This is a genomic window from Fredinandcohnia onubensis (genome assembly GCF_002734215.1).
Taxonomy (GTDB): domain Bacteria; phylum Bacillota; class Bacilli; order Bacillales; family Bacillaceae_L; genus Ferdinandcohnia; species Ferdinandcohnia onubensis.
In genome coordinates this window covers 456,226-473,201 of sequence record NZ_NSEB01000012.1, presented here as the reverse complement: position 1 = coordinate 473,201, position 16,976 = coordinate 456,226, and the positions used below count along the sequence as shown (strand labels likewise).

14 protein-coding genes are annotated in these 16,976 nt (G+C 35.9%); 12 read left to right on the top strand and 2 right to left on the bottom strand.

Annotation, left to right across the window (positions count from 1 at the left end):
* Positions 1 to 97 precede the first annotated feature (97 nt).
* The gene (locus CKK03_RS16705) at positions 98 to 757 is read right to left on the bottom strand and encodes a hypothetical protein (protein ID WP_099363667.1); all 660 of its coding nucleotides are present in this window, start codon (positions 755 to 757) and stop codon (positions 98 to 100) included.
* A 331-nt stretch (positions 758 to 1,088) separates the two neighbouring features.
* Between CKK03_RS16705 and CKK03_RS16700 the strand changes: the two genes are divergently transcribed.
* The 12 genes from CKK03_RS16700 (at position 1,089) to CKK03_RS16645 (ending at position 15,599) form a co-directional block, all read left to right on the top strand.
* A complete protein-coding gene (locus CKK03_RS16700) occupies positions 1,089 to 2,105 on the top strand; it encodes an HNH endonuclease (protein WP_099363666.1) in 1,017 nt (338 codons plus the stop codon).
* A gap of 49 nt (positions 2,106 to 2,154) precedes the next feature.
* A complete protein-coding gene (locus tag CKK03_RS16695) occupies positions 2,155 to 3,069 on the top strand; it encodes a helix-turn-helix domain-containing protein (RefSeq protein WP_099363665.1) in 915 nt (304 codons plus the stop codon).
* Positions 3,070 to 3,149: 80 nt separating this feature from the next.
* Positions 3,150 to 3,998, top strand: coding sequence for a gamma-glutamylcyclotransferase family protein (locus CKK03_RS16690; RefSeq protein WP_180271284.1), 849 nt, complete (start codon positions 3,150 to 3,152; stop codon positions 3,996 to 3,998).
* A gap of 704 nt (positions 3,999 to 4,702) precedes the next feature.
* Positions 4,703 to 5,755: a TRAP transporter substrate-binding protein gene (locus tag CKK03_RS16685; protein ID WP_099363663.1), complete on the top strand. Its 1,053-nt coding sequence runs from the start codon at positions 4,703 to 4,705 to the stop codon at positions 5,753 to 5,755.
* A gap of 26 nt (positions 5,756 to 5,781) precedes the next feature.
* The gene (locus tag CKK03_RS16680; RefSeq protein ID WP_099363662.1) at positions 5,782 to 6,270 is read left to right on the top strand and encodes a TRAP transporter small permease; all 489 of its coding nucleotides are present in this window, start codon (positions 5,782 to 5,784) and stop codon (positions 6,268 to 6,270) included.
* A gap of 17 nt (positions 6,271 to 6,287) precedes the next feature.
* Positions 6,288 to 7,571 (top strand): TRAP transporter large permease, encoded by a 1,284-nt coding sequence (locus CKK03_RS16675; protein WP_099363661.1) that lies wholly within the window; start codon positions 6,288 to 6,290, stop codon positions 7,569 to 7,571.
* Between the two features lie 52 nt (positions 7,572 to 7,623).
* Positions 7,624 to 9,783 carry a hydantoinase/oxoprolinase family protein gene (locus tag CKK03_RS16670; RefSeq protein WP_099363660.1) on the top strand — a complete coding sequence of 720 codons (2,160 nt, stop codon included), beginning with the start codon at positions 7,624 to 7,626 and terminating at the stop codon, positions 9,781 to 9,783.
* A 10-nt stretch (positions 9,784 to 9,793) separates the two neighbouring features.
* A complete protein-coding gene (locus CKK03_RS16665) occupies positions 9,794 to 11,533 on the top strand; it encodes a hydantoinase B/oxoprolinase family protein (protein ID WP_099363659.1) in 1,740 nt (579 codons plus the stop codon).
* Positions 11,534 to 11,601: 68 nt separating this feature from the next.
* Positions 11,602 to 12,495: a DMT family transporter gene (locus CKK03_RS16660; protein ID WP_099363658.1), complete on the top strand. Its 894-nt coding sequence runs from the start codon at positions 11,602 to 11,604 to the stop codon at positions 12,493 to 12,495.
* 428 nt (positions 12,496 to 12,923) lie between these two features.
* Positions 12,924 to 13,886 (top strand): DnaD domain-containing protein, encoded by a 963-nt coding sequence (locus CKK03_RS16655; RefSeq protein ID WP_245864166.1) that lies wholly within the window; start codon positions 12,924 to 12,926, stop codon positions 13,884 to 13,886.
* A complete protein-coding gene (locus CKK03_RS16650; RefSeq protein WP_099363657.1) occupies positions 13,886 to 15,121 on the top strand; it encodes a DnaB-like helicase C-terminal domain-containing protein in 1,236 nt (411 codons plus the stop codon). The genes CKK03_RS16655 and CKK03_RS16650 overlap by 1 nt, the downstream gene beginning before the upstream one ends.
* A gap of 58 nt (positions 15,122 to 15,179) precedes the next feature.
* Positions 15,180 to 15,599, top strand: coding sequence for a hypothetical protein (locus CKK03_RS16645; RefSeq protein ID WP_099363656.1), 420 nt, complete (start codon positions 15,180 to 15,182; stop codon positions 15,597 to 15,599).
* A 252-nt stretch (positions 15,600 to 15,851) separates the two neighbouring features.
* Here CKK03_RS16645 and CKK03_RS16640 read toward each other — a convergent pair whose 3' ends face one another.
* On the bottom strand, positions 15,852 to 16,883 hold the full coding sequence (locus CKK03_RS16640; protein WP_099363655.1) for a YeiH family protein: 1,032 nt from the start codon (positions 16,881 to 16,883) through the stop codon (positions 15,852 to 15,854).
* Between the last annotated feature and the right edge of the window lie 93 nt (positions 16,884 to 16,976).

Genomic DNA, 16,976 nt, shown 5'->3' with positions numbered 1-16,976 from the left:
ACTGGAATGATTAGAGTGCCTGACCCCCAGCGCGGTAATGCTTTACTGTGTTGGGGGTCAGGCCCTGTCTATTGGTTTATCGACAAAATTCGGGGAGTCACTGTGACCGTACATTCCGGACTTGAAATTGCCATGTCATAAGTAAAGTAACAATTAATAAAAGTTCCAATATATTCATTATCGATTCCTGTTTCATCCAGATGGTTAACAGACCACCTGAAATCATGACAATTGTGCCAATCAAGAGCCAATAAAAGTGGAATTTCTTAGCCAAAATAAAGCCGACAATCCCGAGAACAATCGTTACTGTAATAACCATGATCGGACTATTCGAATGCCCCGTACTTGTATAGGTCAATACGCCATTTCTCCAATTGGGTTCAATTTCAAGATTAATGACGGAAGTAAATAGTTCATAAAGAATTAACCCTAGAGTCATCAGACCTGCTATAACCTTCCAGAAGGTTCTTTTGGCCCATGGTAACCTTATTCCCATACAGATACCAAATGCAAATAAAATCAGGGTGGGGGTAAACAAGGCGTGTAACAAAAATCGCACATAGCTGAAACTCTCCAGCACATTTCCTTCACCGATAAATCTTCCTATCGCAATGATCAAGTTATCATAGATAAGTCCAATAATTACGAATAAAAGTAAAGTGGTGAGATGTAATCTTCCTTTTTTAGCTAAAAAAATCCCCCAAACAAATAGACAAACATAACTGTTTGCAAGGAGAAAGTAAAGAAAGGATACCATAGTGACCACATCCTTTTTTTCTATTTTCACCTAATTTTTCATAGTTACTCTTTTGGATAGTAAATTTAGATTCTGGTGCCTGACTCCCCGATGCTTAGAAAAATAATTAGAGTTGTACCTATAAAAACATTCAGTATATTTACCTATATAGCATATATGGTATAATTTTCCTATATACTAATTAATTCAGGGTGATTTCCATGCAACTTCTTTTAAATCAAAATGAAATTGATGAAATCTGGAGAACACTCACCTTAATACAAAAATATGGAGTTAAACGAAAAAGTAACATATGGGTGCAAGAGGTTTGGCATATAAGGGGGATAATAATATGGCTAGTCCAATTACTATTTTAAAAAATAATGAGATGTTATTTGAAGCAAACAATATACAAGAAGCAGCAAGATTTTTAGCGGAGCAACTTAATTCTACAAAATATAAATTTTATGATCACATTGAGAGAGGATATGTTTATAATATTCCGTTCTATATTAAAGAAAATAAATATAGATTTATTGCACCTAAAAATATTGCAGTTAATCGTCGTAGAGAGCTTGAGGAGAGTGGGCATAAAAATGCTCGTCGATTTTGGTTGATACCTGCTAACCCAAATGATTATGATGTTGAGGGAGCATTTAGTTATTATGATACGATAGACTGGAAACGCTCCTTCAAATACGAAAATGGGGATATTATATTTATTTATCTATCCGGTAGTATTAAGCAAATCCGTTATAAAGTAGAAGTAATCGAAGGAATTGTAAGAGATAGTAGTATTGTTTATGATGATACTTTCTGGTTAGATGAAAAGAAATATGAGCAGTCGCTAGAATACGAACGTTCACGCATTCGATTACTGGATAAAGTTGATACTCCCGAGCTTTCTCTTGCTCGTTTACGTGATCATGGGCTAAAAGGGAATATTCAAGGAGCTATGAAACTGAATGAAGGCCTGCTAGATTATATCAAGTCGTTTTTTGAACACGACTTGACGGAAGGATATTTTCCAGAGGAAGTTCCAGAATCATTAGAAGAGGGAAAGCGTAAAACCGTTAGTGTTAATGTGTATGAGCGGAATCCAATTGCCCGAAAAAGGTGTATGGAACATTATGGTGTTCAATGTCAAATATGTGATTTGAATTTTGAAGATACATATGGAGAAATTGGTAAAGATTTTATACACGTTCATCATATTATCCCTCTACATGAAATACGACAGGATTATGTTGTAGACCCAATAAAAGATTTAATCCCAGTCTGTCCAAACTGCCATGCAATGATACACCGTAAAGAAAATGGTGTCTATTTAACTGTAGAGCAGTTAAGGAAACGGATATGTAGTAATTAAAAAGAGAAACACAAAATAGTAGATTACTAACAAAAGTGAGGTGTGCCCCTTGCTTGAACAAATAAGGTTATGGAAAAGAAAACAAGGATCCCTGAATGAGTCTGCTTGGCTAAAAGAAGGAATCAAAATGTACCGTGATTTGTTACAAACAGAAGAAGACAACACAGACTATAAAGTTGAGCTTGCTAAGTTGCTAGTCCGGAGCGGGGAGGACGAAAAACTAGTATATGTGAATCTAATGAACGCGAAAGACCTGTTCGATGAGGTGTTAGCTCTTTTTCCTGACGATACGAATGCCTTATACAGGATGGGACATATCCATTATGAAACACAGGAATATGAGAAAAGCGTTGAATATTTTACAAAAGCGATTCATTTATCATTGTCCAAAATCAGACTGTTCCGAGCATATGCTACGATGGCAAAGGCATTTTATATACTAGGAGAAGATCTGGAAGCCATTCGTTATTTGGACAAAGCAATAGAAACAGATGAAGAACATAATTTCAGTAGTGAAATAAATGAAGTGAGAGCATTAATTACACAAAAAGGTCAGCAAACGAGGGCCATTCGGTATCCGGATGGTGCATACATACTTGCTACTATTGATGACGTAGAAAAAGTACAAATGGAGAATGAAACGAATGATGCTACATTAGATATGTCGCACTTACGTCCTAATTTTTCAGGTCCAGTAGACGTCGCAATTTTACAACGAAAAGAAGCAGAGGTATTGAAATATCTAATCGAAAAAGTTCGATTTGTTTCAAAAGAGGAACTGGTTCAATATGTGTGGCAAGAGGACGAGGTACCTGCGCTCTCCTCCATTAAACCGATTATCTCCAAGATTAATCGAAAGGTAAAGAAGTGCCTGCCAGAGAATTCACAGAATCCAATTGTGAACAAACGTGGGCTCGGTTATAAGTGGAGTTCCATTGAAACGAAAATCATAACGGTTCTATAAACGTACCATTTCTGAAGGTTGGCTTACTGCCAACCTTTTCTTTTTATACTAAACCAAACAAATAACGAGGAGTGGTAATGATGAAGAACATGTTTGTATATGGAACATTGCGCAAAGGAGAAGGTAATGCTCACTACCTAAAAGAGACAACAAGATTAACGGAACAGTGTTGGATAAATAGAGAATTATATGATACAGGATATGGCTATCCAACGATGAAACATTCCCGTTCATCACGTATGTATGGGGAACTTTACGAAGTAACTGATCTTGAGTTGAAGCAAATTAATCAGTTAGAGGGATTTCGTGAAGGAAGAACAAACAATTTATATGAAAGAGTGGAACAAATGGTTTACACCGACAAAGGTCCAGTCACAGCGTATGTGTATATTGCGGGTCAAGCTAATTTGCTAAACAATCGAATCCCCGATAGTGATTGGAAGGAGTACAGATTACTAAATAAGCAACGTAGTACGGTACTATATTTTGCTTACGGAAGCTGCATGGATCACAAACGGTTTATTCGGCATGGTGTAGACCACTATTTTCAAAATATGGTTGGGGTAGGGATTCTTGATAACTATTCCCTACGATTTACACGTAAATCAAAAATGGATGGAATGGGGCGTGCGGATATCGTAGAAGAGGTCGGCCGAGTAGAAGGTAAGGTCTACGAAGTCCCATTTGAAGCTTTGAAAAATTATCTATACCAACGTGAGGGTGCACCAAATTCCTACCGTGCTACCTTTGTCACGATAAAACTAAACGGTAAGGACACACAAGCCATTACTTTTACTGTTAAAAATAAAAATGAAGAAACCGCCCCACCAGCAGATTATGAAGAGGAAATTCTTCGTGGAGCAAGAGGGTATTTGTCAGAGGATTATATCTTGAAGTTGAAAGCTCATATGGATGGTTTTACTGATTAACCTTTAGTAGTAGAGGAATTTTCTAAGAGTAGCTGGTGAAATTATTTAAGGATAAATCGAGCTTATCTCAGTGAAGGAAGTCCTTTAAACCTAAATAATAATTTTACAGAAGGATGTGCTCTCTAGGTAAAAGCGACAATGCTTAGTAAAGTAACTTTTGGAGATGGAAAAAAGAAGTAAGTTTTTCAATAAAGCCTACCTCAGGAATTTTATGTTAATATTGGAATTTATAATGACGAAACACTTACAGATGTTGAGAATCAATGTTTGTAGGTGTTTTTTATTTTGTTCTACTAGGCTGGTAGATTATGCTCTAAAACGCTTTAAAAATAAGTTTAACTTGCTAATTAAAAGGTAGTTAAAGACGAATGAGTTAAGTAATGTTATCTTTATTGAACTTACAATTTTCTACTATCTAATATTTCTATTGTAAAAAAATAACTATTATTTACGTTGGGTAAATTTGTAAATTAATATGTAAATTAATAGAAATTGTTAAATCAGTTAATGGATTCCTTCAAAACATTTTACATAGTGTCTAGTATATATAGGAGAAAGTGTTAATAATTTTTAATATATAGAATATTGTTAATAGTAAAAGTATTGTTTGTTATGTCAACAAAAATAGATTCAATAAACTTTATTATTGATATCTATTTTTATCCTTTTAAGGAAACAAAAATTATAAAAAGGGGTGTAGTGTAATGAAAACAAAATTTTTAAGGGTCTCAGTAATAATTTTGATTTTTTCATCTATGTTAATTTTCACAGCTTGTGGTAGAGGTGGGAATTCAACAGGAACCCAAGGCTCAAGCGGAGACGGAAATGAAAATGTTTCCAACATTAAATTAAGTTTTAATTTAGGTTTAGATAGTAGTCAAGGGGAAGCTTCCCAGTTATTTAAAAAAAGAGTGGAAGAACTTACTGAGGGAAAATTAACAGTTGAAATATACCCGAATCAACAGTTAGGAGATATGAGAGAACAAATAGAACAGGTTCAAAGCGGTGCAATTCAAATGACTCTTCAGGGAACATCAACTCTATCGAATTTTGCAAAGGCACTGGAATTCTTAGAATTACCATTTTTATTTCCTAATGATGAAGTAATGTGGAAAGTATTATCAGGAGAAGTAGGACAGGAGGTTTTTAGTGAATTAGAAGAGGCAAATATGGTGGGATTAAGTTATTTTACCCAGGGATTTAGACAAATGACAAATAATCAAGGACCAATCCATTCCCCAGAGGATGTAAAAGGACAAAAAGTCAGAACAATGCCATCGGATTTATTATTAGAAACTTGGAATAACTGGGGAGCTAATGCAACAGTTATTGACTTAGGTGAACTTTATAATGCATTACAACAGGGAGTTGTAGATGCCGAGGATAATAGTATAGAAACAATAACTAAGATGTCAATCTATGAGGTACAGGAGTATTTAACAATTTCTAATCATAACTTTCTACCATTTGCATTTGTAGGAAATAAGGATTGGTTTAATAGCCTTCCTACAGAAATGCAAGAAGCGGTTCGGACTGCAGCACTGGAAGCAGGGGAATTTGGTATTGAGTATATACGTAATACGGAAAAAGAAGCGATGGAAAAACTTAAAGTGGAAATGAAGATTAATGAGTTAACACCTGAAGAAATTGAAGTATTTAAAAATGAATCCAAGTCAGTATATGAAAAATATTCACAGGATCCGAAATCCAAAGAAATCATAGAAAAGCTTCAAAAAGCTGTAGAAGATAATAAATAAATTCTATAGTAGGAAGGATATATAAGATGAAATGGATATATAGAACAGAAGAATTTATTTGTTTCACTCTCATAATTGGTGCAACCCTTGTATTATTCATAAATGTCATACTACGAAATCTTGGTATGGGTACATCTTGGTCAGATGAATTTATTAGATACAGTTTTGTCTGGATCACTTTTCTAGGTGGGGCAATCTGTGTTAGGATCGGTGCCCATGTCTCTGTTGATTTAATAGATAATTTTTTAAAAGAAAAAGGGAAAAAAATCATCTTTGTTCTATCTTCAGTAATAGCCTTAGTCTTCCTTGCTGCGATGTTTGTAGTAGGTGTTGAACAAGTAATCTTTACTTTAAACAGCGGTCAAACAACACCAGGACTTAAAATACCTATTTATTTTGTATATTTAGCTTTTCCAATAGGATTCTTCATGATGGCATTCCATTATATTATTCTTTTAATTAATTTAGCTCGTAATAAGACTGAGATTGTAAAAAGCGATCATTCAGCTGTGTAATTGGAAGGAGGTTATCCATGATAATATTGTTAGTCACACTAATGTTTGTGTTTTTATTACTACGTGTTCCAATCTTCATTTCTATTGGACTATCTTCTTTTATCGTTCTGTACTTTGGGACAGATATAAATCTCACTTTATCAATACAGAGATTTTTGGGAGGGTTGGATCGATTTGTATTAATGGCTTTACCATTATTCATTTATGCAGCTGAAATAATGGTGACAGGAGGGTTATCGAAAAGGATTTTAAATTGGTCGAAATGTCTTGTTGGTCATATCACTGGAGGACTAGGGATGACAACCCAAGTTTCAAGTATGTTTTTCGGTTCATTATGTGGATCTAGTCCGGCAACAGTGGTTGCAATTGGAAAGATTATGTATCCAGAAATGATTAAAGAGGGTTATTCAAGAAATTTTGCTGCAGGATTAATTACAAGTTCTGGTTCAGTTGCATTATTGATACCGCCAAGTTTAACGATGATTGTATATGCAAGTGTGGCGAATGTATCTGTCGGAGAAATGTTCATGGCAGGTGTTGGGTCAGGCATTTTATATGGTCTAGCATACATTCTGTATATTTACTACCACTCAAAGAAGAATAAACTAGTTGCTGAAAAAAGAGTTTCATTTTCTACGCTCATTAAACAGACAATTAAGTCTTTTTGGGCATTATTAATGCCAGTCATAATTTTAGGTGGCATATACTCCGGCATTTTTACTCCTACAGAAGCAGCTGGTGTATCAGTTATTTATTCTATTTTAGTTGCAATGTTTATTTATAAGGAGCTCGATTTAAAAGGTTTATATCAAGCTTCTATTAGAGCAGTTATTTCCTCTGCTCAAGTCTTAGTATTGATATCCTCTGCTTCTCTTTTAGGTTGGTTATTAACAGTTTTACAAGTACCACAAATTTTAGCGGATTCGTTGTTAAACAATATACATTCTGCTTGGATATTTTTATTAATCTTGAATGTTATCTTGTTAATTGTTGGTATGTTTATTGATCCAACAACGGCGGTAATTATTATTGCCCCTTTAATTCTTTCTACCGCGGTCGCTTTAGATATTAATTTAGTACATCTAGGAATCATAATGATTGCTAATTTAACAATTGGCATGTTTACCCCACCGTTTGGGTTAAATCTATATGTCGCTATGGGTATCACAAAACTTAGATTAGGTGAATTAATGCCTGGATTAACAAAATTTATCATTATTAGCATTTTGGCACTGTTAATCATTTCTTATATTCCGGAAATTACTATGTTTATACCGGAACAATTATATGGATCAAAGTAATTCCCTTTATTTAATTTGATTGAAATTGAAAGATTGGATGGTGGATTGAAAAATGGATTATAATAGCGTGAATAATGATCAAAAAAGTGTATCTTTTGTCGGTGTTGATATAGGGGGGACATTCACAGACATAGTCGTACGTAAAAATGATGGAACCGTCGTGGTTCGAAAGGTTTCCTCAACTCCGGATGATCCTGGGCTTGCGATATTAAATGGTATTTCTGAAGTATGTGCTACGGAAGGCATTAATCCTGAATCTATAATAGAATTTATCCATGGCACAACCGTAGCAACAAATACAATCTTAGAACATAAAGGGGCTCGCACAGGCCTAATTTGTACGAGTGGTTTTAGAGATGTATTAGAAATTGCAAGAATCCGTATGCCAGCGTTATTTGATTTAACATGGTCAAAACCAACTCCACTTGTAAGAAGACAATTCCGTGTAGAAATAGACGAGAGAATTGACGCTACAGGTGAGATTGTTAAAGAAATTGATAAAGAAAGTGTTTTCGAGGCAATTGATAAATTGGTTAATAATGGTGTTGAATCAGTAGGAATCTGTTTAATCAATTCTTATATAAATCCAATACATGAAAAGATAACTGAAGAAATCATAAGAAATAGATATCCAGAATTACCCATTACATGCTCATATCAAGTGCTACCTGAAATCAAAGAGTATGAAAGAACCAGTACAACGGCAGTGAATGCTTATATTCTCCCTAAGGTTCAAAATTATATAAAAAGGCTTCAAGCTGGTTTGAAATTACGTCAGATAAAATCGCCTTTGTTAATTGTAGCCTCAAATGGTGGTGTAGTAAGTGCTGATATTGCTGCTGACTACCCCGCAAAAATTGTTGCTTCTGGACCTGCAGCAGGAGTCACAGGGACAGCAAAATTACTAGAAAGTATGAATTTAAAGAATGCTATAACTTTTGATATGGGTGGTACGACTGCGAAGGCTTCAATTATTGAAAATGAAGAACCGCTTCTCGCTAATGAATACGAAGTTCGTGAAGGAATTTCTACACCAAGTCGTTTTATTAAAGCTGGAGGATATTTATTAAAAATACCAGCCATAGATATTGGTGAGGTTGGAAATGGTGGTGGTTCAATAGCATGGATCGATAAAGGAGGAGCCCTGCAAGTAGGTCCTATAAGCGCCGGTGCTAATCCAGGTCCTGTTTGTTATGACATTGGGGGTAAAGAACCGACAGTAACTGATGCAAACTTAGTACTGGGTTATTTAAATCCTAATCATCTGGGAGGAGGAAATTTATTATTTAATTTCAAGAAGTCTGTAAACGCTATCAGAGAAAAAATTGCGGATCCATTAGGATTATCGGTAGAAGAAGCTGCATACGGGATTAGGCAGGTAGCGAATGATAATATGATCAGAGCAGTACGAGCAGTAACTATTGAGAGAGGAAGAGACCCAAGGGATTTCTCAATGGTAACATTTGGTGGAAATGGTGGAGTACATGGTGCGGACATTGCCGAATCACTTAGTATATCAAATGTTATTGTACCACAGTTACCTGGTGTGTTTAGTGCTGTTGGATTACTTTCTTGTGACGTTCAACATGAACTTGTATCTTCAATTTCTGGAAACTTATTCGACATGCTCGAAAGTATTCGAGAAGTAATTCAAAAATTATCGATTGAAGGAATAGAATTACTGAGCAAGGAAGGTTATGAAGGGAAGAATGTTGAATTAAAATTCTCAGCTGATTTGAGGTATATAGGGCAATCATCTGAATTAAGCATCCCTTTTATTGTTGATAATTTAGAATTTAACGATTTGAAAAAACTAGAAAATGATTTTCGGAATGAATATAAGTACACGTTTGGCTATGACACTGGTGAAGTAGTCGAATTAGTAAATATAAGACTGACTGCAAGAGGAGTACGTGAGAACGCACTTAATCTTGCAAATATGCAAGTTAATAAGGAAAGGATTGTAACAAAATCTTACAAACGAAACGCATATTTTGGCAAAGAATTAGGTTACTTGTCTACTAGAATTATTGATCGTTTAGACCTAACAACTGAAATGAAGGAAGGACCAATTATCATAGAATCATATGATTCTACAATTGTTGTACCTCCTAGTTCTTTTGTTTCTTTAGATAAATGGGGAAATGTTGTCATTCATACTAATCATTTAGTAAGTCAAACTGAAGAAATGGATAAAATAGTCAAACAATAGGGAGGATAAAATGGGTATTAATCAAATAGAAAATAAGATTGATCCAATTTCATTTGCTTTAATAAAAAATGCACTTGATCAATTGGTTGATGAAATGGCATATACAGTTATTCGAACTGCACGTTCAGAAATAGTGAAAGATGTTATGGACTTTTCAACTGCATTTTGTGATCGAAAGGGGCAGATGATGGCTCAAGGGAAGACAATTGCATTACACCTTGGTGCAATCCCTGATGCCATTGAGGTTATTTTAGACATGTACGGGGATGACTTACACCAAGGAGATGTTATCATATTAAATGACCCGTATATGGGTGGAATGCATCTACCTGATATTTTTATGTTTAAACCTGTATTTTATAATAATGAATTACAAGGTTTTGCAGTCTCAATTACTCATCATACCGATGTAGGTGGACGTGTGCCTGGATCAAATGCAAGTGATTCATCGGAAATTTTTCAAGAAGGATTAAGAATCCCGCCAACAAAACTTTATGATAAAGGTAAAGAAAATAAAACGTTATTTAGTATTATTGAAAGAAATGTCAGGGTTCCAGAATTAGTAATTGGAGATTTACGTGCACAACATGCTGCTTGTGTTGTTGGGGAACGTGAATTTTTAAAGCTAGTGGAACGGTACGGATCAGAAAATATGGTTATCTACATGGAAGAGTTATTAAACTATGCAGAGCGTTTGACTCGGCAGGAAATCCGTAAATGGCCAAAAGGGTCATTTGAATTTACGGATTATATTGATAATGATGGTTTTCAAAAAGAACCGATCCCAATTAAAGTAAAAATCACAGTTCATGAAGATTCTATTACAGTGGACTATGAAGGTAGCTCGCCTCAAGTAAAAGGAGCGATTAATTCAACTCTATCATATACGAAATCATGTACTTATCTAAGTGTCAGATGCATTTTAGATAAAGATGTTCCTAATAATTTAGGAGTGTTCAGAGCAATTGAAGTTAAAGTCCCAAAAGCTTCAGTGTTAAATCCAGAATCACCTGGTGCATGTGCTGCTAGGGCATTAACGGGTTATCGTGTAGTAGACACCATGTTCGGTGCTCTTTCTCAGATTGTTCCTAGTCGTGTTCCTGCTGCAGGAGAAGGTGGAAATACAGTAGTATCAATCGGCGGTTATGATGAGTCTAGAAAACCATTCATTATAGTTGATATGATATGTGGAGCTTGGGGCGGAAGACCATATGCAGATGGTGTTGAAGCTATTACAAATCCATCTCAAAACCTATCGAATACGCCAGTCGAAACTCTAGAAGCAAAAAAACCAATTAGAATTGAAAAATATGAGTTTATTCGGGATTCATGTGGGGCCGGAAAATACCGCGGTGGCTTGGGGATATTGAGACAATACAGATTATTAAATCATGATGCAGTAATCCAAGTTCGTGCTGACCGAGTTAATATGCCCCCATATGGATTAATGGGTGGAAAACCTGGAGGTAAATCCAAAAACGTACTTAATCCAGATACAGAAAAAAAGATAATGCCAGGTAAATTTAGTATGGATATGAAAGAAAGCGACGTGTTTCTTCACGAGCAGGCTGGTGGAGGAGGTTTTGGAAATCCGTATGAAAGAGAAATTGAACTCATCATTGAAGATATAAAAGATGAAAAAATAAGTTGTGAGTATGCTTTAAATGAACATTGTGTTGTAATAAATCCCAATACTTTAGAGGTCGATCATGAAAAAACAGAATTATTAAGATCACAATTATCTAACTAAAACTTCCATTTTTTGTTCTCTCTGCTCGATCATTAGCAGAGGGATCTTATAAAAAAACAGGTGAATAAATGGGATATTTTCTAGCTATTAGTGCGGGATTTTGTTTTGCGTTAAATTATATATTTATTAGAAAAGGAATGGCCAATCAAAAAGATAATGGCACCTTTATTACCATGATTCAAAATTTTATTTTTTTTACAATCATATTTGGAATATCTCAGATAGTTAATCCGACAATAGAGGAAATAAGTCTTAGTGCGTTTTTTAACTTTGTCATAGGTGGGTTCCTAGTGTTATTTTTAGGGAGAGTGACGTTGTTTGAGGGAATTCGCAAGCTAGGTTCTGGTAATGCTGTTGCCATAAAAAATAGCTCTCCATTATTTACGTTTATAGTAGCTTATTTATTTCTTGGTGAGAAGTTAAATTTTCAGGATAGCATTGCGTTTCTAATGATATTAGGTGGAATTTATTACTGTATATTTAAACAAATTATCGGGGTTGAAAACAAAAAATTTAATAGCAATGGTAAGAAGTTAGGAGTTATCTTTGCTTTATTATCAGCCGTTTTTTTTGGTATTGGTGATATATTTAGGAAGTCAGGAATGGCTGAATTTAATGATCCAATTGCAGGTGTTTATCTTGGAATTATCGTTGCAAGTATTTGTATGACTATTATGTTTTTTTGTACTAAAGATTTAAAAGGAAGAGTACATGAAGTATATCAATCTATTAATCGTAATTATATGCTTGCGGGCGTCATGACAGCTATAGCCATGTTATTATTTTATGCTTCCTTACAATATATACAAGTTATTTATGCAAGTATTTTGGTAAGTTTAGAACCAGTATTTACTGTTGTTTTGATGAGCTTTATGCTAAAAAATGATGATAAATTAAACAAACATTTACTAATTTCAATTTTGTTAATCTTTATTGGAACAATTATTTTGGTTATTTATTAATTTTGTATTAGGCTTTCAAATTGACAAAAGTGAAAATAGTCTTGTGTATTTTAACTTGGCTTTGATATTGAAAAACAATCGGCTTAAAAATGTTACAAAGGTAAAAATAAGTTTTGGAGCAAAGTAAAGTTCAAAACATCCCACTTTGATTTTAAAAGCCTCTGTTATTCAGTAAAATAAGTATCATTTAAAGTAGCCTATAAAAAAGGGCTATTTTTTTTCGTACATGTGCAAATATATTTTACTATCATATCGTCACAAATCTTTCACATATAGAGATGCCCCTTTTTCTTGAACCCCTCTCTATAACAAAGTCGAGGGGTAGTTCAAATTTGAGAAAAGGTCCAGGTATGCTATCCCTTCGACATGAAACTTAGACTGGGACGAGGGACCTGTCCCTCTGTCCCAAAGGAAGGAATGTGATGTTGATGGCAAAGTATAGAATTGTGAAGACTGATTTTTGGAAGAATCCGGTTGTTTCGGAGGAGATGACGCCGGAGGATAAGTACTTCTTTTTATATCTTCTAACCAATTCCCACACAACCCAAATTGGAATCTATCGAATTACGAAAAAAGAGATGGCTTTTGATATGGGTTATTCCATTGAGACGATTCATGCGTTGATGGATCGCATGATCAATCACCACAAAATTATTCGTTACAATCCCAAAACAAGAGAAATCGCAATTAAAAACTGGGGAAAATATAACTTGCAAAAAGGCGGGAAACCGGTTATCGATTGTGTTGTATCAGAACTGGAAGAAGTGGAAGATACGACGCTGATTGAATATGTAGCTGAAAATATTGATCGAAATGATATTTTTACGATCTATGAATCTTTTTATGAAAATACTTCAGACTGGGACGAGGGACCTGTCCCTGTGACCCAATCGGGGTGGGAAAAAGAACCTCAGATTCAGCACGCGAACACACGTTCAGACGATACGTTGACGACTCGTGGTACGATACGTGGGCAAAAAGAAAAACGAAAAGAAAAAGAAAATAAAAAACAACAACATGCTCTTTACCTGAATATAGATCGTGAATCTAAGACAGAGGATATTCAGGAGATTGTGGAGTGTTGGGACCAAAACGGCTTTGGGTTGAACAATGTGAACGCCAAGGAGCAATTGTTAGCTTGGTTGGATGATTCTAGCTTTTTGAATCCGAAAGAGGTGATTTTAAAAGCGATGGATATTGCCTGCGCGAACAATAAGCGAAGGCTAAACTATGTAGTTGGAATTCTGAAAAACTGGGATAACGAATCGTTACTCACGGTTAATGAAATTGATTTGTATAACGAGGAAAAACAGAAATCTGTTAAAACCATTAAAAAGGGTAGAGAAATTCCGACTAGCTATCATTTTGATCCAACGGCAGGTGAGGACTGATGAATTTTGCAGAAACTGCCTATTTAGGATGTTTGATTAAGGCCAATTATTTAATTAAAGATACGGTGATTTATCCTGAACAACTAGAGGGTACCGTTCATCAAGAATTAATGCGGCGGATGGTTGACTTTAGTAATGCAGGTAAAAGCATAGATTTGATCTCTCTAACAACTATGCCCGATCTTGAAAACTTCGGTGGTATGTCCTATCTATCGAGCCTGCTTTCACATGCGGATATTGAGAAATTCGAAGAGTTTGAGGCGTTGATTATTGATCTATGGAAAGAGCGGGAAAAGAAGAACATCTTGACGTTAGCTAGTATGGGAAATTGGGAGATTACGAAGGTAATTAGCGAATTGGATAAAATCAACCAGCTGAAGATAAACGATCATACGCCACTTGATAAGGCATTGGTCCAGATGTATGAGGCTCCATGGCAGGAGCAGGAAGTCATGAAAACGGCCACCTCCGGAATCAAAAAGCTTGATGAAATGACGGGAGGTTTCCAGGATGGAGAGGTTACGATTCTAGCAGCAAGACCATCAATGGGAAAGACTGACGTAATGCTGCATTTTGCCAAGGAAGCGGGCTGGGCAGGGTATTTGCCGATTGTCTTCTCACTTGAAATGCCTGAAAAACTGATCACCACTAGACTAATAGCTTCAACTGGAGGATATAATCGTTTGAAAATGAGGGATCCTCTAAAATTGTTAAGTCAGAATCAAAAGGATCGTTGGGCAGATATTATTGGCTATCTGAATGAAACAAATATCCAAATTTTTGATGGTGCCGGTCAAACTGTTTCAGAAATGAGAGCGAAAACACGGAAGATGCTTCACCAGTTTCCAAACATGAAACCAATCATTTTCATAGATTATTTGACACTAATCCACTCGAGTGAACTGTACGGAGGCAACGCCCATCTACAAGTAACGGAAATATCTAGGAATCTCAAAACAATGGCGAAAGATTTTAATTGCCCCGTGATTTGTTTGGCACAGTTAAATCGTTCTGTCGAGACAAGAGCTGAAAAACGTCCTATGATGTCGGACATTCGGGAATCCGGAAGCATAGAACAGGATGCTGATGTGATCCTTTTCCTCTATCGCGAAAAGTATTACGACAAGGAAACAGAAAATCCATTCCTTGAAGTCATTGTCTCCAAAAACCGAAACGGTCCAGTAGGAACCATTCAAGTTACATACAACGAATATACAGGGATGATTGAACAATAATTGCAGTAGGCCGAGGGGCTGGGACACGGAACCTCCGTCCCAAAAGGGAGAGAACGATATGAAAGTAAGAGATTTATACATAGATGCGATTTGCTACGAAGAAGTCAGTCTTGCCCATTACATTCATCATATACTGCAAGAGGGCATGGTTTCATTGGAGGATGACGAATCTAAATTGGATCTTAATGCTGCAGACCACGCAAAGGTGAGGGAAATGATTGAACAAAATGTATTAGGCTTTCATAAGATCGGTGTATACGCATTGAAGAAGAATCAGCATGAGTTTGTATTTATATTTGCCGAGTTTGAACAAGAGGCGATTGAGTTCTTCGCCAAAACGTTTAATCAAACACCACTAAATTGTCACCCGTATTCACTTAATACACAGCTGCTACGAGAACATAGAGTGACGACGTTTTGGGAAATGAGGAAGGAACATTTGGTCTTTCCAGCGATAGCGGGTTTTTATGAAAGGTAAGGACTAGAATTAGGTGATCGTTTTCGTGAGAGAAATGATCCTGTCCCTCTGTACAAAGTATTCTGACCCCTTTCCCCGATTAGACTTGAAAAAAATAAGTTCGCGACAAAATTCGGGGAGTCACTGTGACCTAAACTTTGTGTGAGTATTGCTCTGTATCCCTAGAGCCTAACCTCAGCGCTGTAATGCTTTATAAGCTGGGGGTCAGGCCCTTTTATTGATTATCGACAAAATTCGGGGAGTCACTGTTACCTATACCGTAAAATAAACAACTACCGAAAGCACTATTGATGTAATCGAAATCGCAATGAGAGGTCTAATTGCTCGTTCACGGACATCTTTTAAGCTTACGTTTAAGCCTAGCCCTACCATTGCTGCGGTTAACAGCCATGTGGTAAGGGTGAAAACGAAATTCATTATATCATCGGACAATGGAATGGAGTAGCCAAATACGTAGCTTCCTAGAATACTCATGACGATAAATCCTACCAGGAACCAAGGGAATTCGATTTTTGCCTTGCCGGTTTCATTGTTGTTATTCTTTCTTTTCATGAAGAAAATTAATATGAAGCAAAGTGGGATGAGAAGGAAAACACGGCCTAATTTTGCTAGTAGTCCAACAGCGAGTGCCTCTTCTCCACCAGGTGCAGCTGCGAGTGCTACATGGGCGACCTCATGAAGACTTGTTCCAGACCAGATTCCATATTGTATCGCGTCAATCGGTAGAATTGGTCGTAAGATTGTGTAAATAATAGCGAAAATAGTTCCTACCAAGGCGATTATCCCAACACTTATTGCAGTATCCTCATCTTTTGATTTTATAATTGGTGCAACCGCTGCGATGGCAGCAGCCCCGCATACGCCTGTTCCAACACCGAGTAATAAGGAGATTGTTTGATCCGCTTTTAGAACTTTTGCTAGCCACATAATAGCAAAAATTGCAAACATGATTACTAGTGCATCCCGTACTAATAGGCCAATCCCGTCGTTAAGTACCATCTCGATGTTTAATTTTAAACCATACAAAATTATAGCGAGTCTTAGCATTCGTTTCGATGAAAAGGTTATACCTGAACGAATGATTTCAGGAAATCCAAAAATCTGCCTGTAGACAATTGCAATAATGATGGCACATGCCATTTGACCTACATTACTAAATCCTGGTACAAGTGCTAATAAGTACCCTAGAAGTGCTATAAAAAATGTAAAAGCAACCCCACCAACCAATGCTAATTCCGGTTTTGTCTTTTTTATTGGTAATTGTTTTAATTCAGCTAACGCCATATGTACACCTCCTACTTTTACTATAATAGGTGACTATGTATAAGTAAAATAAGTGTTAACTATAGTTATGATAAGTGAATTGTTATAATAGAT